Annotated in this window: 18 protein-coding genes and 1 pseudogene; 9 read left to right on the top strand and 10 right to left on the bottom strand. The window is 68.7% G+C overall.

Features of this window, described 5'->3' with window-relative positions; translation table 11 throughout:
• A pseudogene (locus RMCB_RS35510) lies at positions 1-444 on the top strand (cytochrome b); the annotation flags it as partial.
• A gap of 137 nt (positions 445-581) precedes the next feature.
• Here RMCB_RS35510 and RMCB_RS35505 read toward each other — a convergent pair.
• The 5 genes from RMCB_RS35505 to ctaC form a co-directional block, all read right to left on the bottom strand.
• Positions 582-1,028, bottom strand: coding sequence for a TetR/AcrR family transcriptional regulator (locus RMCB_RS35505; protein ID WP_062832506.1), 447 nt, complete (start codon positions 1,026-1,028; stop codon positions 582-584).
• Between the two features lie 83 nt (positions 1,029-1,111).
• Entirely contained in the window at positions 1,112-1,714 is a 603-nt protein-coding gene (locus RMCB_RS35500; protein ID WP_062832505.1) for a DUF2561 family protein, read from the bottom strand.
• A complete protein-coding gene (locus RMCB_RS35495; RefSeq protein WP_062832504.1) occupies positions 1,714-2,616 on the bottom strand; it encodes an MmpS family transport accessory protein in 903 nt (300 codons plus the stop codon). The genes RMCB_RS35500 and RMCB_RS35495 overlap by 1 nt, the downstream gene beginning before the upstream one ends.
• Before the next feature lie 177 nt (positions 2,617-2,793).
• Positions 2,794-3,213, bottom strand: a complete 420-nt coding sequence (locus RMCB_RS35490; RefSeq protein WP_029373780.1) for a cytochrome c oxidase subunit 4 — start codon at positions 3,211-3,213, stop codon at positions 2,794-2,796.
• A gap of 11 nt (positions 3,214-3,224) precedes the next feature.
• On the bottom strand, positions 3,225-4,250 hold the full coding sequence (gene ctaC / locus RMCB_RS35485; RefSeq protein WP_029373781.1) for an aa3-type cytochrome oxidase subunit II: 1,026 nt from the start codon (positions 4,248-4,250) through the stop codon (positions 3,225-3,227).
• Positions 4,251-4,432: 182 nt separating this feature from the next.
• Here ctaC and asnB point away from each other — a divergent pair, with 182 nt between their 5' ends.
• Complete coding sequence (asnB, locus tag RMCB_RS35480; RefSeq protein ID WP_062832503.1) at positions 4,433-6,409, top strand: asparagine synthase (glutamine-hydrolyzing); 1,977 nt, start codon at positions 4,433-4,435, stop codon at positions 6,407-6,409.
• 30 nt (positions 6,410-6,439) lie between these two features.
• Here asnB and RMCB_RS35475 read toward each other — a convergent pair whose 3' ends face one another.
• A complete protein-coding gene (locus tag RMCB_RS35475; protein ID WP_062832502.1) occupies positions 6,440-7,417 on the bottom strand; it encodes a carbohydrate kinase family protein in 978 nt (325 codons plus the stop codon).
• 172 nt (positions 7,418-7,589) lie between these two features.
• Here RMCB_RS35475 and RMCB_RS35470 point away from each other — a divergent pair, with 172 nt between their 5' ends.
• The gene (locus RMCB_RS35470) at positions 7,590-8,201 is read left to right on the top strand and encodes an Rv0361 family membrane protein (protein ID WP_062832501.1); all 612 of its coding nucleotides are present in this window, start codon (positions 7,590-7,592) and stop codon (positions 8,199-8,201) included.
• 36 nt (positions 8,202-8,237) lie between these two features.
• Here RMCB_RS35470 and RMCB_RS35465 read toward each other — a convergent pair whose 3' ends face one another.
• Positions 8,238-8,594 (bottom strand): HesB/IscA family protein, encoded by a 357-nt coding sequence (locus RMCB_RS35465; protein ID WP_029373785.1) that lies wholly within the window; start codon positions 8,592-8,594, stop codon positions 8,238-8,240.
• A gap of 142 nt (positions 8,595-8,736) precedes the next feature.
• Here RMCB_RS35465 and RMCB_RS35460 point away from each other — a divergent pair, with 142 nt between their 5' ends.
• From RMCB_RS35460 to RMCB_RS35445, 4 genes are read left to right on the top strand one after another with little or no spacing between them, the layout of a single operon-like run.
• On the top strand, positions 8,737-9,420 hold the full coding sequence (locus RMCB_RS35460) for a DUF3043 domain-containing protein (protein WP_029373786.1): 684 nt from the start codon (positions 8,737-8,739) through the stop codon (positions 9,418-9,420).
• Between the two features lie 26 nt (positions 9,421-9,446).
• On the top strand, positions 9,447-9,986 hold the full coding sequence (locus RMCB_RS35455) for a bifunctional adenosylcobinamide kinase/adenosylcobinamide-phosphate guanylyltransferase (protein ID WP_062832500.1): 540 nt from the start codon (positions 9,447-9,449) through the stop codon (positions 9,984-9,986).
• 14 nt (positions 9,987-10,000) lie between these two features.
• Positions 10,001-11,044 carry a nicotinate-nucleotide--dimethylbenzimidazole phosphoribosyltransferase gene (cobT, locus tag RMCB_RS35450; RefSeq protein ID WP_109784534.1) on the top strand — a complete coding sequence of 348 codons (1,044 nt, stop codon included), beginning with the start codon at positions 10,001-10,003 and terminating at the stop codon, positions 11,042-11,044.
• Positions 11,041-11,763, top strand: a complete 723-nt coding sequence (locus tag RMCB_RS35445; protein ID WP_062832499.1) for an adenosylcobinamide-GDP ribazoletransferase — start codon at positions 11,041-11,043, stop codon at positions 11,761-11,763. The genes cobT and RMCB_RS35445 overlap by 4 nt, the downstream gene beginning before the upstream one ends.
• Here the strand turns inward: RMCB_RS35445 and RMCB_RS35440 are convergent.
• The gene (locus tag RMCB_RS35440; RefSeq protein WP_029373790.1) at positions 11,760-12,866 is read right to left on the bottom strand and encodes a branched-chain amino acid aminotransferase; all 1,107 of its coding nucleotides are present in this window, start codon (positions 12,864-12,866) and stop codon (positions 11,760-11,762) included. The genes RMCB_RS35445 and RMCB_RS35440 overlap by 4 nt on opposite strands.
• Before the next feature lie 22 nt (positions 12,867-12,888).
• The gene (gene gcvT, locus RMCB_RS35435; RefSeq protein WP_062832498.1) at positions 12,889-13,986 is read right to left on the bottom strand and encodes a glycine cleavage system aminomethyltransferase GcvT; all 1,098 of its coding nucleotides are present in this window, start codon (positions 13,984-13,986) and stop codon (positions 12,889-12,891) included.
• A 43-nt stretch (positions 13,987-14,029) separates the two neighbouring features.
• Between gcvT and RMCB_RS35430 the strand changes: the two genes are divergently transcribed.
• Complete coding sequence (locus RMCB_RS35430; protein WP_062832497.1) at positions 14,030-15,112, top strand: adenylate/guanylate cyclase domain-containing protein; 1,083 nt, start codon at positions 14,030-14,032, stop codon at positions 15,110-15,112.
• A gap of 10 nt (positions 15,113-15,122) precedes the next feature.
• Complete coding sequence (locus RMCB_RS35425; RefSeq protein WP_062832511.1) at positions 15,123-16,664, top strand: leucyl aminopeptidase; 1,542 nt, start codon at positions 15,123-15,125, stop codon at positions 16,662-16,664.
• A 46-nt stretch (positions 16,665-16,710) separates the two neighbouring features.
• Here the strand turns inward: RMCB_RS35425 and RMCB_RS35420 are convergent, their stop codons facing one another.
• Entirely contained in the window at positions 16,711-18,447 is a 1,737-nt protein-coding gene (locus tag RMCB_RS35420) for an SDR family oxidoreductase (protein WP_062832496.1), read from the bottom strand.

Here is an 18,447-nt window from a genome sequence, read left to right as displayed (position 1 = left end):
TTCCACATCTCGCTCAACGCCACCACCTGGATCGGCCGCATCGGCATGGTCGTACTCCCCGGCATCGTCTACTACATCGCCTACCGCTGGGCGGTATCCCTGCAACGCAGCGACCGCGCCGTCCTCGAACACGGCATCGAGACCGGCATCATCAAACGACTCCCCCACGGCGCCTACGTCGAACTGCACCAACCCCTGGGCCCCGTCGACGACCACGGCCACCCCATCCCCCTGGAATACCAGGGCGCCGCCCTGCCCAAGCGGATGAACAAACTCGGCTCCGGCGGCGCCCCCGGCACCGGCAGCTTCCTCTACGCCGACCCCGCCGTCGAACACGAAGCCCTCACCGAAGCCGCACACGCGTCTGAACAGAAGGCGCTCACGGCCCTCAAGGAGGCGCAGGACCGCATCCACGAAGACGGGGAGACCAACGGTCACCACTGACCGTCCCCATCCGGCTTCACACGCAATCGCCGCAATCTCCCCTCGGGAGGTTGCGGCGATTGCGTTTTCCCGGCGTGACCACGTGGTGCCAAGGCGTTTGAGCGTCTGAACCCCCCGGGGGGGTGGGCAGCACTCCCCTACCCCACCGCAACCGCCCCGGCAGTGCACGCGACCGCTACAGCGATCACGGGGCCGCGGGGTTCGGTGTGGCTGGCCAGCACCGCGCGGTCGACCGCGTTCGTGATGCCGCCGACGATGAACCCGGCGACCATATCGGCGGTGGCCTCCCCGGCTGCACCGGTGTCGAGGAGGAGCTGGCGCAGGTCGTCGATCAGGACGTTGCCCGAGGCTGCTTGGCGGCTGGCTGGTGCCCAGCCGTAGAACAGGGCGTCGTGCAGGGCCAGCTCGTCGAGGTAGGCGTTGACCACCGCGGTCGTCCATGACGCCAGCACATCCTGCAGACCAGGTGCATCCGCCCCCGAGCACGCCGTTTGGGCCTTGTCGCGGATCGCGGTGGTGAAGCGTTGTTCGACCGCGCCGATCAGGTCGTCCTTGGAGGCGAAGTGGTGATAGACCCTGCACACTCGCCACAGTCACGCCACAGCAAAGGTAGAGAGGCGGGCAAGCCGGATGTCGTGCGGCCGGGAAAGGGCCGGGTGAAACGAAGCTAGGCGGGGACGAGATCGTCGAGCTGACGCAGCGCGACGATGGGCAGGCCCACCATGCCGAGGGTGATCAAACCGGCGACGCCATAACAGATCCAGGCGCCGAGATCGCTCTCGGTGGCCATCAGATACGTCGCGATGCCGATGGCCGCCGTGGCAGCGCCGATCGCGGCGGCGATCGCCAATGTGTAACGCAACCACACCTGCTCGACGGCGGCCGCAGCTACGTCGTCGCCGCCGTAGCGACTCACCAGCAGCGGCGGCTGCGAGGTACGCCCCGGGGTCACCACCCGGCGCCCGGGCGTGTCCTGTGGCGGCCGGACAGCAGCGCGTGCGGGCTGGGGCTGTTGCCGATTGCCGGCCTGGGCCCTGGCGCGCAGCAGCAACGGCACGGCGCCGACGATGACCAGCGCCGATATGCCGATGACGGTGTAGAGCAGCCACGGCGTGCCTGCGGAGTCCGAACCTTGCGCATGGCTGCGGCCCAGGTCGACCAGCGCGACGATGGCGGCGACACCGGCCCCCAGCGCCGCGAGCCAGGCAGCCACGCAGGCACCCAGAAGGATGCGGTCGGTGCTGTCGAGGTCGTCGAGAGGTCCGGTCATCAGCAGGCCGTCTGCGCGGAGTTGTTGGCGTTGGAACTCAACACGGTTCCGTCGCTGGTGGTGATCGAGCAGTTCAGCCGGCTCACCAGGAACAGGCTGGAGGCCTCGACCGAGCCGACGTCGGAGTTGGAGATCGGCGTCATCGTGAAGGTCCACGGGATGTAGACGTTGCGCAGGGTGCGGCGGTTACCGTTCCCGTCCACGTAGGTGATGGTGATGATGTCTCCTGGTGCCTTGGTGCCGGTCACCGAATAGGTGACCTGTCGCGGCCCGGCGTGCGTCGTGGTCGGCGGCGCAGGCGCAGCGCTGCTGGTCGCAGGCGGGGGCGGGGCCTCCGGGCTCGGCTCAGGGGCCGGAGCGGGCGGCGGTGGCGGTGGCGCGGTGACCGTCACGGTTTCGGGCGGGGGCGGAGGCGGCGGCACTTCCGACGTCGGTGAGGGCGGCGGAGGAGGCGGCGGGGTCGTCGTGGTGATCTCGTCCTGCACGGGCGGTTTGGACACCGTGGTGCTGGTCGAGGGAGTCGCCAGGTTCGACGTGTGGTCGTCGCGGGTCACCAATACCGCGACCGAGGCCACCAGGGCAATGGCGGCGACGATCGCGGTGATGCCGACGACCCACGGCCACCGTGGCGGCGGACGGTCGTCCGCAAGCTCGGAGGCCGGGTCATAGTTGTCGTAGTCGTAGAGCGCGAGATCGGCGGGAACGTACGGCCCGCTGGTGAATTGCTCGGATTCCGGCGCGGAGTAGGCCTGCGAATAGGCCTCGGTCACTGACTCGCCGGTAGCCGGCCCGGCGTCGCCGGCGGCCTCTGCCGGCTCCTCGGGGGCGGCATGCTTCCCGGGTTGCTCATCCGGCACATCCGAGCCGGCGGCAACCGGCTCGGTGGGATTCGGCCCGCTCATCTACGCATATCCTTCTCGACTGCTTCACCACGCCCGCCGATGGCCGTAACGGTTCCGGCTGACGGTGCCCCGGCAAGATTACCCAACCGGGTGGCGGCAGTCAGAAAGGCAATGCCGATGACCGCAGAAGTTATCGCCCTCTTGTGACCTTGACCGGGTGTTACTGCCGCGGTGCGGTCAGTGCTTTTCCGGGCCCCAGTAGAACTCGAAGACCAGGCCGGCGGCCGTCGTCAGAACGAAGCAGACACCCGCGAAGATGAGCCACGGCAGCCACAGTGCGGCACCGACAGCCGCCGTCGAGAAGGACAGCGCGATCATGATGGGCCACCAGCTGTGCGGGGCGTAGAAGCCGAGTTCGCCTGCGCCGTCGCTGATCTCGGCATCCTCGTAGTCCTCGGGACGGGTGTCGAGGCGACGGGCCACGAACCGGAAGAAGGTTCCCGTGATCAGGGTCAGGCCGGTGGTCAGCACCAGGGCGGTGGTACCCGCCCACTCGACGCCACCGGTGGCGAACATCGCGGTGAGCACGCCGTACACCACGGCCGACAGCGCGAAGAAAGCGGTGAGGATCTCAAACAACCGAGCTTCAATATGCATGAGTCGTATCCCTACTTGCTCGCCTGCGGAACCTGCTCGCCGCGCCGGCTGTCGAACGGGTGGGTTGTGGTTGCCAGAGGGGCCTGATGGATCGCCTGCAGCGCTTCGGCGTTCGTCTTACCGGCGATGCGCGCATCCATGTAGGTCTTGAAGTCGTTGGGCTCCACCACGCGCACCTCGAAGTTCATCATCGAGTGGTAGGTGCCGCACATCTCGGTGCAGCGACCCACAAACGCGCCCGTCTGGTCGATCTTGCTGACCTGGAAGACGTAGTCCGAGTGGTTGGCCTCGGGGTTGGGCATCACGTCGCGCTTGAACAGGAACTCGGGAACCCAGAAGCCGTGGATGACGTCGGCGGAGTTGAGGATGAACTCGATGCGCTTGCCGACCGGCAGCACCAGCACCGGGATCTCGCTGGACGAACCCAGGGTCTCGACCTTGTCGAAGTTCAGATACGTGCGGTCCTCGGGGTTCAAGCCGCGCACCGCGCCGACCCGCTCCTCGCCGTGCTCGTCCTTGCCCTCCGGCTTGGACGTCATGGCGGCCTTGCGCGCCGGGTCCGCACCGTCGAAGTTGAACGTGCCGTCGGAGTAGGCGATCTTCTGGTAGCCGAACTTCCAGTTCCACTGGAAGGCGGTCACGTCGATGACCACCTCAGGGTTGGGGTCTTTGTGCAGCATGCGTTCCTGCACCACCACGGTGAAGTAGAACAGCACCGAGATGATCAGGAACGGGATGACCGTCAGGACCAGCTCCAGCGGCATGTTGTAGCCGAACTGGCGCGGAAGTTCCTTGTCGCCCTTCTTCTTCCGGTGGAAGGCGCTGGCCCAGAAGATCAGTGCCCACACGATGGCGCCAACGACGAACGATGCGATGACTGACCCGAGCCAGAGATCCCGGTTCAGTTTGCCTTCTGGCGTGATGCCGTTCGGCCAGCCCAGGCCCAGCACGTCCTGCCAACTGCAACCGCTCAGCAGTAGCGCCGTGCCACCCAGGACCATTGACAACGCCACCACCCGGAGCCCGCGAGGTGTCACGTTGGCGCCTCCTAGAAGTCGGTAAAACTAGACCGCGATCGGTCATCAACTCAGCGAATACTACGCAGCGTAGACCACGCCTGTACGCCGGAGCGAAGCGACCGCCGAATGTGTCGCCGGGCCGGGGCGGATGTCTTCGGGTGCTGCTCTGCGAAGCCTCCGCGATTAGGCATACTGGCCCGGTGTGCGGACTGCTGGCGCTGGTAACTGACCCTTCACTGGCCAAGCCGGGTGAGGCCGCCCCCGACGCCGGATCCCGGCTGGTCGACGCGGTGGCCGAGGCTGCCCACCTGATGCGTCATCGCGGCCCCGACGAGCCGGGAACGTGGTCGGACGCCGGCCCTGACGGGTCTGGCCCTGCGGTGGTGCTGGGCTTCAACCGGTTGTCGATCATCGACATCGCCCACAGCCACCAACCGCTGCGCTGGGGTCCCCCGGAGTCGCCCGACCGCTACGTGCTGGTGTTCAACGGCGAGATCTACAACTATCTCGAGCTCCGTGCGGAGCTCCGGGACACGCACGGTGCGGTATTTCACACCGACGGGGACGGCGAGGCCATCGTCGCGGCCTACCACTACTGGGGCACCGAGGCGCTGCACCGGCTGCGCGGCATGTTCGCCTTCGCATTGTGGGACACCCAGGAGCGGGAGATGTTCTGCGCCCGCGACCCGTTCGGCATCAAGCCGCTGTTCATGGCGACCGGCCCGGGCGGCACGGTCGTGGGCAGCGAGAAGAAGTGCCTGCTGGACTTGGCTCCCGCACTGGACCTCGACCTCGGGATCGACGAACGCGCCGTGCAGCACTACACCGTGCTGCAGTACGTGCCTGAACCCGAAACCCTCAACCGCGGTATCCGACGGCTCGAATCGGGCAGCTACGCGCGGATTCGGCCCGGCTCGCGGCCCGACGTGACCCGCTATTTCGAGCCGAAGTTTTCCGCCGTGCCGGTCATCGCCGGCGAGGAGCAGGCCCGCTACGACGAGATCACCGCGGCGCTGGAGGACTCGGTCGCCAAGCACATGCGGGCCGACGTGACAGTGGGCGCGTTCCTGTCGGGCGGCATCGACTCGACGGCCATCGCCGCGCTGGCGATGCGGCACAACCCGCGGCTGATCACGTTCACCACAGGTTTCGAGCGCGAAGGATTCTCGGAGGTCGACGTGGCCGTCGCATCCGCGGAAGCCATCGGCGCGCGTCACATCACCAAGGTGGTCAGCCAGGCCGAATTCGTCGAGGCACTGCCCGAGATCGTCTGGTATCTCGACGAACCGGTGGCCGACCCCGCCTTGGTGCCGCTGTTCTTCATCGCCCGCGAGGCCCGCAAGCACGTCAAGGTGGTGCTCTCCGGCGAGGGCGCCGACGAGTTGTTCGGCGGATACACGATTTACCGCGAGCCGCTGTCGCTCAGGCCGTTCGACTATCTCCCCCGCCCGGTCCGCAAGTCGCTGGGCAAGGCATCCAAGCCACTGCCGGAGGGCATGCGCGGCAAGAGCCTGCTGCACCGCGGCTCGCTGACCCTCGAAGAGCGCTACTACGGCAACGCCCGCAGCTTCTCCGACGACCAGCTGCGCGCCGTGTTACCCGGATTCCGCCCGGACTGGACCCACACCGACGTGACGAACGCGATCTATGCCCAGTCCGACAACTGGGATCCGGTGGCCCGCATGCAGCACATCGATCTGTTCACCTGGCTGCGCGGCGACATCCTGGTCAAGGCCGACAAGATGACCATGGCCAACTCGCTGGAGCTGCGCGTGCCGTTCCTCGACCCCGAAGTGTTCGCGGTGGCGTCGCGGCTGCCCGTCGACCAGAAGATCACCCGGTCGACCACCAAGTACGCGCTGCGCCGGGCGCTGGAGCCGATCATCCCCGCCCACGTGCTGCACCGCCCCAAGCTGGGTTTCCCGGTGCCGATCCGGCACTGGCTGCGGGCCGGCGAGCTGCTGGACTGGGCTTATGCGACAGTCGCCGCGTCGCAGGCCGGTGAGCTGATCGACCTGTCGGCGGTGCGCGTCATGCTCGACGAGCACCGCAGCGGGGTCAGCGATCACAGCCGCCGGTTGTGGACCGTGCTGATCTTCATGCTGTGGCACGCCATCTTCGTCGAGCACAGCGTGACGCCACAGATCAAGGAGCCGCACTACCCGGTCCAGCTGTAGCCGGCTCCATCCGGGCGGGTGCCCCCGGCGCTACGCGCCGAGGGCCGCACCGATCTCGGCGCCGGCGTCGGCGCCGTAGGCATCGGACAACCGCTGCACGGCCTCGTCGCGGTCCCACTCCCATTCCTGGGGTCCGGTGGCCTCGAGGACCAGCACGGCGACCAGCGAGGCCAGCTGAGCGGAGCGCTCCAGGCTCAGCCCGGCGCTGCGGCCCGTCAGGAAACCGGCCCGGAATGCGTCACCGATGCCGGTCGGGTCGGCCTGATGCTTCTCGGGCACGACGTCGACGTGCACGAACGTGCCGTCGGAGCTGACCAGGTCGACACCCTTGGCGCCGAGCGTGGTGACGCGCATGCCGATCTGGCCCATCACCTGGGCTTCACTCCAGCCGGACTTCTGCAGCAGCAGGTCCCACTCGTAGTCGTTGGTGAACAGGTAGGTGGCGCCGTTGATGAGCTTGCGGATCTCGTCGCCGGACAGCCGGGCCAGCTGCTGCGACGGGTCGGCGGCGAAGGCGAGCCCGAGCTTGCGGCACTCCTCGGTGTGCAGGAACATCGCGTCGGGGTCGTTGGCGCCGACGATGACGAGCTCGGGAGTGCCGACCCGCGACACCAGGTCGGCCAGCGAGATGTTGCGGGCCTCCGACATCGCGCCCGGGTAGAACGACGCGATCTGGGCCATGTCCTCGTCGGTGGTGCACACGAAGCGTGCGGTGTAGGCGCTCTCGGAGATCAGCACGCTGTCGCAGTCGACGTTGGCCGCTTCCAGCCAGGCCCGGTAGTCACCGAAATCCTGCCCGGCCGCACCGACCAGGGCCACGTCACCGCCGAGGGTGCCGATGGCGAAGGCCATGTTGCCCGCGACTCCCCCGCGATGCACCACCAAATCGTCGACCAGAAAGCTCAGCGACACCTTCTGCAGATGGTCTGCCAGCAGCTGTTCGGAGAATTTGCCGGGGAACCGCATCAGATGGTCGGTCGCAATGGAGCCGGTAACTGCGATGGTCACGAAGCGTCATCCTTAATTTCGTTAAGTCGTCTAGATAAGGCTACGCGCGCGCCCCCAGCACCGTCGTCGTACACGGTCGGGCCCCGTGGGGTGCGCTAACCTGCCTGTAGCTGTACGCCAGATCACCGTCGAGCGGTGATCCACAAAACATACCTGCGGGGAGCCCCATTTAATGACTGGTCCCTACCAGTACCCCGAATCCGTTCCGCCAGAGCCATATCCGGAGGACGCGTCGTCGGTCTACCCCGGGACGCTCCTGCCGCCGGTGCACTACCCGAGACGGCGGCGCTGGCCACGGATTCTCGCCGCCTTGCTCACACTGGCGGTGTTCGCCGCGGTCATCGCCGTGGTGATCGTGACCCGTAAGCCTGCGCAGCAGCCGGGCGTGGTGTCCGACGAGCAGGCCAAAGCGGCGATCCAGGAGTATCTGAACGCGCTGACCGACGGTGACGACGAAACCATCGCGCGGCACACGCTGTGCGGCCTCTACGACGCGGTCAAGGACCGCAAGGCCGATCTCGCGGTGGCCACGCTGGCCAGCGATGCGTTCCGCAAGCAGTTCGGCCGCGCCGACGTCACCAGCATCGACAAGATCGTGCCGTGGTCGGGCACCCAGGCCCAGGTGCTTTTCAGCATGAAAGTCACGCCGGCGCGGGGCCAGCAGGCACCCCGGGAGGACGCACAGGGTGTCGCGCAGCTGCTGGTCGCCAAGGACGCCAAAGACGGCGGGCACGACGAGGTACTCGTGTGCTCTTACGTGTTACGCACCGGTGGCCAGTACTGACGAGCAGTACTGGCCAGAGGCGGCGTCAGAACGAGATCAGTTGAAGGAATCGCCGCAGGCGCAGGAGCCGGTGGCGTTCGGGTTGTCGATCGTGAAGCCCTGCTTCTCGATGGTGTCGACGAAGTCGATGGTGGCGCCCTGGACATACGGTGCGCTCATCCGGTCGACGGTCAGCTTCACGCCGCCGAACTCGGAGGTCAGGTCACCGTCGAGGGTCCGGTCGTCGAAGAAAAGGTTGTAGCGCAGGCCCGCGCAGCCGCCCGGCTGGACCGCGATCCGCAGCGCCAGGTCGTCGCGACCCTCCTGGTCCAGCAGCGCCTTCGCCTTGGCGGCCGCGGCGTCGGACAGGATCACGCCGTGGGTCTGAACGGCCGATTCGTCCTGAACAGTCATTGCTCTCCCTAAGCATCCGTGGGCATCGCCTGATGCCGAAGTCTATGAGTCAACGGTACCTCCTTATAGCGCTATTCCCGACTCCTCACCGCGTCCGGGGCATGTGGCCGGGCGCCGGCCGGCGGGCAGTAACCTGACTTGCGTGAATCTGCTGGGCCGTAAGAAGCGTGAAGACGGCGAGAACGACGAGGCCAAGGGCGGCGCTGCTGAGGCCGGCGCCCAGGCGTCCGACACGACGGTCGGTGGCGGCACGGCGCCCAAAGGCCGGCCGACCCCCAAGCGCAGCGAGGCCGCCAAGAAGCGCGGGCCCGTCGCGCCCGCTCCGCAGACCGCTGCCGAGGCACGGCGCCGGCGGAAAGAGCTGCGTGGCCCGAAGCTCACCGGCGAGGAACGCAAGGCCGAAAAGCTGACGCGGCGCGCCGAGATGGCCGAGCGGCGGGAAAAGATGATGGCCGGCGACGACGCCTACCTGCTGCCCCGCGACAAGGGTCCGGTGCGGCGCTACGTCCGCAACATCGTGGACGCGCGGCGCAATCTGCTGGGCCTGTTCATGCCCGCGGCGCTGGTGATGATCATGTTCATGATGGCGTTGCCGAGCCTGCAGTTCCAGCAGATCATGTCCTACACGATGCTCGGCCTGGTGGTGGTCATGGCCATCGACGGTGTCTTGGTGGGCCGCAAGGTCAACCGGATGGTCGACGAGAAGTTCCCGGGCAACACCGAAAGCGGTTGGAAGCTCGGCTTCTACGCGGCCAGCCGGGCGTCGCAGATCCGTCGGATGCGGGCACCGCGTCCCGCGGTCAATCGCGGCGACAAGGTTTCTTGATGTCCGTCCAACCGGCCTGACGTCGGGTGCGCACCCTGGTGCTCGGCGGGATCCGGTCGGGCAAATCGCACTGGGCCGAGGCGGCGGTCGAGGCTGTCGCCGACGGCCCGGTGCGCTATCTGGCCACCGGCCCCGCGGCCGACACCGATCCGGCCTGGTCGGCGCGCGTCGCGGCGCACCGCAGCCGCCGCCCGGCGCACTGGAAAACCGTGGAGTGCGGCGCCGACCCTGACGACGTGGCCCGCCGCCTGGGCGCGCAACCGGGTGTCGCGACGCTGCTCGACGACGTCGGAAGCTGGCTGACCGCGACGATGGATTGCCGCGGCGCATGGTCGGGCACTCCGATCGATACCGATGTTGACAAGCTGATGGACGCCGTCGCCGCGTTCACCGCTCCCCTCGTTCTGGTCAGCCCCGAGGTCGGGCTGACCGTGGTGCCCGCCACCGAGGCCGGCCGCCGGTTCGCCGACGCGCTCGGCACGGTCAATCAGCGCCTGGCGGCGGTGTGCGACCGGGTGGTACTCGTCGTGGCCGGTCAGCCGGTCACAGTGAAGGAGCCGTCGTGACCGAACCCGATCCGATGTTCGCAGGCCTCACCGCGCCGGACGCGGCGGTGGCCGCAGATGCGCGGGCCCGGCAGAACCGCCTCACCAAACCTCCCGGATCGCTGGGCCGGTTGGAGGATCTGTCGGTGTGGGTCGCGTCGTGTCAGGGGGTGTGCCCGCCGCGGCAGTTCGTGCGGCCGCGCGTGGTGGTGTTCGCAGGTGATCACGGGGTGACCGCGGCAGGGGTCTCGGCGTTCCCGGCGGCGGTGACCGGCCAGATGATCGCCAACTTCGATGCCGGTGGCGCAGCCATCAACGTGCTGTCCGAGGTGGCGGGCGCGACGGTGCGAGTGGCCGACATCGCCGTCGACTGCGACGAGCCGCTCTCCCCCGCGATCGGTGCCCACAAGGTGCGCCGCGGGTCGGGCAACATCGCGACCGAGGACGCGCTCACGGCCGCCGAGGCAGCCGCAGCGCTCGCCGCCGGCGCCCGGATCGCCGACGAGGAGGTCGATTCGGGTGCCGATCTGCTCATCGCGGGCGACATGGGGATCGGAAACACCACCCCCGCAACAACTTTGATCGCGGCCGTGACGGGCACCGAGCCGGTGGCGGCGGTCGGTCGGGGCACCGGCATCGACGACGAAGGCTGGATGCGCAAGACCGCCGCAGTCCGCGACGCGCTGTACCGCGCCCGCAACGTGACCGGGGATCCCCTCGGTCTGCTACGGGTGTGCGGCGGCGCCGACCTGGCGGCGATGGCCGGTTTCTGCGCCCAGGCAGCGGTGCGGCGCACGCCGGTGCTGCTCGACGGCGTGGTGGTGACGGCCGCGGCGCTGCTGGCCGACCGGCTCGCCCCCGGCGCGCGGGCATGGTGGCAGGCCGGTCATCGGTCCACCGAACCGGCGCACGCCCTCGCCCTGGCCCACCTCGAGCTTGAGCCGATCGTCGATCTGCGCATGCGCCTCGGCGAAGGCACCGGAGCGGTCGTGGCGTTGCCGGTGGTGCGGGCCGCGGTGGCCGCATTGGCGTCGATGGCCACGTTCGACGAAGCGGGCATATCCGAAGAATCGTCGTGATCGGTTCTGTCGCTTCGGCTTTCGCGTTCGGCACGGTTCTGCCGGTGCGTTCGCGGTCCGGTTTGGGGCGCGGCTCGCTGACCGCACTGCCACTGGTGGGCCTGGCGCTGGGCGGGCTGGCCGCGGCGGTGGTGTGGGCCGGTACGCAGGCATTCGGCGCCGGACCGCTCGCAGGGGTGCTCGCGGTTGCTGCGCTGATCCTGGCCACCCGCGGGTTGCACATCGACGGGCTGGCCGACACCACCGACGGCCTGGGCTGTTATGGCCCGCCGGAACGCGCGCTGGCGGTGATGCGCGACGGCACGGCGGGCCCCTTCGGCGTCGCGGCGGTGGTGCTCACGATCGCCGTACAAGCCCTCACGTTCGCGCAGTTGAGCGCGGTGGCGGTGGTGATCGCGGTGACCACTGGGCGGGTGGCCGCGGTGACGGCCTGCCGGCGAGGCGTACCCGCCGCACCGGGCAGCTCGTTGGGAGCCGCGGTGGCGGGCAGCCAGCCGGTCGCCGTCGTCGTCGCGTGGGCGCTGGCGCTGGCCGCGTCGGCCGTCTGGGCCGGCCCGCGCCCGTGGCAGGGACCCGTGACCGTGCTCGTCGCCCTTTCGGTGTGCGCACTGCTGGTCGCCCACTGCGTGCGCCGGTTCGGTGGCGTCACCGGCGACGTGCTGGGCGCCGCAGTGGAGCTGACGACGACGCTCGTCGCCCTCGGCCTGGCGGTGCGCTAGTTCAGGCGCGCCATCCAGCCGTGCGTGTCGGCGAAGGTGCCGCGCTGGATGCCCGTCAGCGTGTCGCGCAGCGCCATGGTGATCTCACCGGGCTGTCCGTCGGCGATGGTGAACTCGCCCTCGCGATGCTTGACGTGCGACACCGGCGTGATCACCGCGGCGGTACCGCAGGCGAACACCTCGGTGATCTCGCCCGCAGCGGCCTTCTTCTGCCATTCTTCGACGTCGATCTTGCGTTCTTCGACGGCGAACCCGGCGTCGGTTGCCAACTGCAGCAACGATTCCCGCGTGATACCCGGCAGCAGCGAGCCCGACAGCTCCGGGGTGACCAGGCGCGCCGAACCGCCGCTGCCGAAGACGAAGAACAGGTTCATCCCGCCCATCTCTTCGACGTAGCGCCGTTCGATGGCGTCCAGCCACACCACCTGGTCGCAGCCGTTGTCGGCGGCCTGAGCCTGTGCCAGCAGCGAGGCCGCGTAGTTGCCGCCGAACTTGGCCGCGCCGGTGCCGCCCGGAGAGGCCCGCACGTACTCGTGCGACAGCCACACGCTGACCGGCTTGATGCCGCCCTTGAAGTACGCGCCGGCCGGCGAGCCGATGGCCAGGTAGCGGTACTCGTTGGCGGGCCGCACCCCCAGGCCGGGCTCGGTCGCGATGATGAACGGCCGCAGGTACAGCGACTCCTCACCACCCGCGGCGGGCACCCAGGCCTCGTCGACCGCGATCAGCTGGCGCAGCGACTCGATGAACAGTTCTTCGGGCAGTTCCGGGATGGCCAATCGCCGTGCCGAGGCCTGCAGCCGGGCCGCGTTGGCCTCGGGCCGGAACGACACGATGGAACCGTCGGCCCAGCGGTAGGCCTTCAGGCCTTCGAAGATCTCCTGCGCGTAGTGCAGCACGATGGCCGACGGGTCCAGCTCGATGGGGCCGTACGGGACCACCCGCGCGTTGTGCCAGCCGTCGGCCACGGTGTAGTCGATGGACACCATGTGATCGGTGTGGAACTTGCCGAATCCCGGGTTGGCCAGAATGGATTCGCGTACCGCATCGGTCGCTGGGTCCGCGTTGACCGAAACCGTGAACTCTGCAAGACCGCTTGTCATAAAGCGATTGTATCGCCGGTGGCTAGCGAGTATTCGCCGCCACGAACGGTGGCTTCACAACCTCGCACTCGACCGCCCGGCCACGCACGTCCACGGCGACGTGCTGACCGTCCGCGATGTCGTGGGCGGTATCGAGCAGGGCCAGCGCGATACCGACCTTCAACGTCGGTGAGAAAGTTCCCGACGTGGTGACACCGACCGGGGTCTCGCCGTCCAGCACGGTCATATCGGCCCGCAGCACACCGCGCCCCAGCGCTTTGAGTCCGCGCAGCACTCGGCGCGGCCCGGCCTGTTTCTCGGCCAGCAGGGCTTCGCGTCCCCAGAACGCGTCCTTCTTCCAGCCGATCGCCCAGCCACAGCGGGCCTGCAGCGGCGAGATCTCCGGTGACAGCTCGTGGCCGTGCAGGGGGTAGCCCATCTCGGTGCGCAGCGTGTCACGGGCACCGAGGCCTGCCGGTTCACCACCGGCGGCCTGCACGGCGGCCACCAACGCGTCGAACACCGCGCCCGCGCCGTCCCACGGCGGCAGCAGTTCGTAACCGTGTTCACCGGTGTAGCCGGTGCGGCAGACCCTGGTTCGCACGCCGTCGATGTCGGCGTCGGCGAAGGCCATATAGTCCATGTCGGTCGGCAGCCCCAGCCCGCCGAGCACGTCGGCGGATTTCGGCCCCTGCACTGCCAGCACCGCATAGGAGCGGTGCTCGTCGGTGATGGTCAGCCCGGCCGGGGCGTGGCGCTGCAGTTCGGCCACCACTGCGGCGGTGTTGGCGGCGTTGGGCACCAGGAAGATCTCGTCGTCGGACACGTAGTAGGCGATGAGATCGTCGATGACACCGCCAGACTCGTTGCAGCACAGCGTGTATTGCGCTTTGCCCGGCCCGATGCGGTTGAGGTCGTTGGTCAGCGCGGCGTTGACGTAGGCGGCGGCTCCCGGCCCGCTGACCAGTGCCTTACCGAGGTGGCTGACGTCGAAGAGGCCGACGGTGGTGCGGGTCGCGGTGTGTTCGGCGACCGTCCCGGCGTAGGACACCGGCATCGACCAGCCGCCGAACTCGGCGAAGCTGGCGCCGAGGGCGCGGTGGCGGTCTTCCAGCGGGCCGTGCAACAGGTCGTCAGTCACGGAGCTCACCCTAATCCGGCAGCTGAACTGCCACACTTGACTGGTGGTGGATTTCGATGCGCTGCAGGCCGCCGGCGTGGCCGACGCGCGCGACCGTGCGCCGCTCATCGAGTACCTCGACAGACTGGGGTTCACCGCCGAGGAGATGGTCGAGGCTGAACGCCGCGGCAGGCTGTTCGGCCTCGCGGGTGATGTCCTGCAATGGTCGGGACCACCGAAGTACAGCCTCGCCGATGCTGCCGCCGCGCTGGGGCTGCCGTTGGCCGACGTCGAACATGCGTGGGCGGCACTGGGCTTGACCGCCGCGGGCGCCGAGGTGCCCACGCTGAGCCAGGCCGATCTGGACGGGCTTCGGACGTGGGCCGAGATGCGCGCGCTGTTGGGTGACGTGGCTGCGACCGGATTGCTTCGGGTGATCGGCTCGAGCCTGGCCCGGATCTCCGAGGCCGAGTCATCCATGATCCGGGCCAGCAAGCCGGACATGCAGGTCGACATCTCGCACAACGAGCTGATCACCGCCCAGGCCTACCGCGCCGCCGCCGGGTTCATCCCGCGGATCGGCGCGCTGATGGATGCGGTGCACCGCCACCATTTGATGAGCGCCCGCACCTATTTCGAGCACGTGATCCGCGACGGGTCGTCAAGTGTGGTGTGCGGCATCGGGTTTGCCGATCTGTCCGACTTCACCGCGCTGACTCAGGCGCTCACCACCGACGAGCTCACCGCGCTGCTCAACGAGTTCAGCGGCGTCGGTGCCGACGTGGTCCATGCCGCGGGCGGTCGCGTGGTCAAGTTCATCGGCGACGCCATCATGTGGGTGGCTTCCGAACCTGAGCAGGTGGTGCAGGTCGCGGTGGAGCTGGTCGGGCATCCGCGGGCGCGGGAGGCGAACCTGCAGGTGCGGGCCGGCCTGGATTTCGGTCAGGTGCTGGCGATCAGCGGGGATTACTTCGGCAACCCGGTGAATCTGGCGGCACGGTTGGTGGCGTCGGCGGACCCGGGGCAGATCCTGGTCTCGACGCGCCTGCATGACGCGCTGCCCGACCGGCGGTTCGCGCCGCCCCAGTCGCTGACCTTGAAGGGTTTCGCCACGCCGGTGACGGCCTACCCGCTCGCCCGCATCTAGGGTGAACCGGGTGAGCAGCGCACCCGGCTACCAGACCCCCACCGTCACCGTCAGCTCGGCCGTGCCCCGCAGGGGTGTCGCCGACGCCGTCCTGATCGTTCCCGTCGTCACCGGAGATTCCGGGCCGACGGTGCTGGCTTCCGGGCCCTATCTGGACGACGACGCCGTCGCCGCCATCGAATCGGGCCTGCGGGCACTGGACGCCTCGGGCGCCGAAGGCCAGTCGCACCGGCTCGTGGTGGCCGGGCTGCCCGTCGCGAGCGTGCTCGCGGTGGGCCTGGGCAAGCCGCGCGACGAGTGGCCTGCCGATGTGATCCGGCGCGCCGCGGGTAGCGCCGCGCGGTCCCTCGACAAGGTCGACTCGGTGGTGACGACGCTCAGCGCAATCGATCTTCAGGCCACGGTCGAGGGCCTGATCCTGGGCGCCTACCGATTCAGTGAGTTCCGCAGCGCCAAGACCGCCCCCAAGGATCCGGGCCTGCGGAAGATCGTCGTGCTGGCCGCTGATACCAAAGCTGCGACCAAGAAGGACGCGGAGCGTGCGGTCGACGTGGCAGCGGCAGTGGCCACCGCGAGGGATTTCGTCAACACCCCGCCGAGCCATCTGTTCCCGGCCGAATTCGCCAAGCGGGCAAAGGATTTGGGCGAGGCCATCGGACTCGAAGTCGAGGTGCTCGACGACAAGGCCCTCACCAGGGCCGGGTACGGCGGCATCATCGGGGTCGGCAAGGGGTCCTCTCGCCCGCCGCGGCTGGTGCGGTTGACCCATCGTGGCGGCGGCCGGCCGCGCACCCGAGGAGCAGGATCAGCCGGCGCGAAGACCGTCGCACTGGTCGGCAAGGGCATCACGTTCGACACCGGCGGCATCTCGATCAAGCCGGCCGCGAACATGCACCACATGACTTCCGACATGGGTGGCGCCGCCGCCGTCATCGCGACGGTGGTGCTGGCGGCCCGGCAGAACCTGCCGATCGACGTGATCGCCACCGTCCCCATGGCCGAGAACATGCCGTCGGCGACCGCGCAGCGCCCGGGTGATGTCCTCACCCAGTACGGCGGCACCACGGTCGAGGTGCTCAACACCGACGCCGAGGGCCGGCTGATCCTCGCCGACGCCATCGTGCGGGCGTGCGAGGACAATCCGGATTATCTGATCGAGACGTCCACCTTGACCGGCGCGCAGACCATCGCGCTGGGGGCGCGCACACCGGGTGTGATGGGCAGCGACGAGTTCCGCGACCGGGTGGCGACGCTGTCGCAGGCCGTCGGCGAGAACGGCTGGGCCATGCCGTTGCCCGAGGAGCTCAAGGACGACCTCAAGTCCACGGTCGCCGACCTGGCCAACGTCAGCGGCTCGCGCTTCGCCGGAATGCTGGTCGCCGGAACCTATCTGCGCGAGTTCGTCGCCGACGGTGTTCAGTGGGCGCACATCGACGTCGCCGCGCCCGCCTACAACACCGGCAGCCCTTGGGGTTACACGCCCAAGGGCGGCACCGGCGTTCCGACCCGGACCATGTTCGCCGTCCTGGAGGACATAGCCGTGAACGGCTGATTCAGCCAGAGCCGTGAACGGCTAGTTCAGCCAGAGCCGTGAACGGCTAGCGCGCACCCGCCCGGGCCGCCCGGCGCAATGCCGAGGGCACCAGCCGCGACACGCCGTATGCCGCATAGGCTTCCGGCGTGACGGGGCGGATGGCCTTGTTCTTGCGCACCGCCGTGACGATGGCCTTGGCGACCTTCTCCGGCCCGTAACGGCGGGCGGCGAAGGCCTTCTTGGTCTTGGCGCGCAACTCGTCGGCCTGCCCCTGCTGGTCGGCGGGCAGGTCGAAGCGTGTGGTGTCGATGATGTTGGTGTCGATCACGCCGGGGCAGATCGTGGTGAGACCGATTCCCGCCGAACTCAATTCGGCCCGCAGGCAGTCGGAGAACATGAACACTGCGGCCTTGCTGGTGGAGTAGGCGTTGGCCGCCTGCGACGGCGAATACGCCGCCATCGATGCCACGTTGACGATGTGGCCGCCGGTGCCGCGTTCGACGAGCCTGCGGGCGAACGACCGGCAGCAGTTGACCACTCCGCCGAAGTTCACGTCCAGCACCCGGTCGAACTGCTCGGGCGGGGTGTCCAGGAACTTGCCGCCGTGCCCGATACCGGCGTTGTTGACCACGATGTCCGGTACGCCGTGCTCGGTGCACACCTGCTCGACGAAGCGCTCGACCGCGTCGGCATCGGCGACGTCGAGTGCGTAGGCATGGGCGACGCCGCCACGCTCGGCGATCTGGGCGGCGGTTTTCTTGGCGGCGGCCTCGTCGATGTCGCTGACCACCAGCTCGGCCCCCTCGGCGGCGAACGCCAGTGCGGTCGCCCGCCCGATGCCGCTGCCCGCACCCGTCACCGAAACCAGTGTGTCGCCGAAGGTTTCGCGTGGCCGGCCGACTTGTGCGCGCCGCAGGGCGCGGGCCGCGGGCGCTCCCTGCAGGTGCTCGACGAGTTCGTCGACGGCCGCCGCGATGGCCCGCGGATGCGAGAACGGCGCCCAGTGCCCGGCTTTGAGGTCGCGGCGCCACAGCCGCGGCACCCATCTGGCCTCGTCGTCGTAACCGTGCCCACGCACCACAGGGTCGTTGTCGTTGCAGATCAGCTGCACCGGAACCGCCACATAGTGGTCTCGCCGCATTCGAGTGAACGAGCGAATCGCGTTGGCGCGGTAGATCTTCAGCGAGTTGGCGGCGTCGATGTCGAGGTTCTCCGACTGGAACTTGGGGCCCGGTGTGTCGATCGCCTGCAGTCGCCGCGCCGCGCCGCGCCGCATCAGCGCAGGCGCGATCACCGGCACCGAGAACGGGATCCAGTAGCTGAACCGGGACGCGAGGTTGACCGCCTTGGCGAACTGGACGGGCCGGTACGGACGCGCCAACCGGCTGCGCACGAACGCTCCATAGTGGTCGGTGCTGGGTCCCGATACCGAGGTGAACGAGGCCACCCGCTCGGCCGATCCCGGTCGGCTCAGGTACTCCCACACGCCGACCGAACCCCAGTCGTGGGCGAGTACGTGGGCAGGCACGCCGGGGCTGAGCGCGTCGAGCACGGCCGAGAGGTCGTCGGCGAATCGTTCCATGGTGAAAGCAGCGACGCGTTTGGGGACATCGGAGGCGCCGGCGCCACGGTTGTCGTACCGCACGATGCGGTACCGGTCCCCCAGCTCGGCGACCACGCCATCCCACAACACATGGGAGTCGGGCCAGCCGTGGGCCATCACCAGCGTCGGCCGGTCCGGGTCGCCCTGTTCATAGACCGCGATGCGGGTCCCGTCGGCACTGTCGACGTAGCGCTGCAT

Origin of the sequence: Mycolicibacterium brisbanense, from assembly GCF_001570425.1 — a bacterium.
Lineage (GTDB): Bacteria > Actinomycetota > Actinomycetes > Mycobacteriales > Mycobacteriaceae > Mycobacterium > Mycobacterium brisbanense.
The sequence above is the reverse complement of the archived record's forward strand: the minus strand, read 5'-3'. Positions and strand labels throughout refer to the sequence as shown.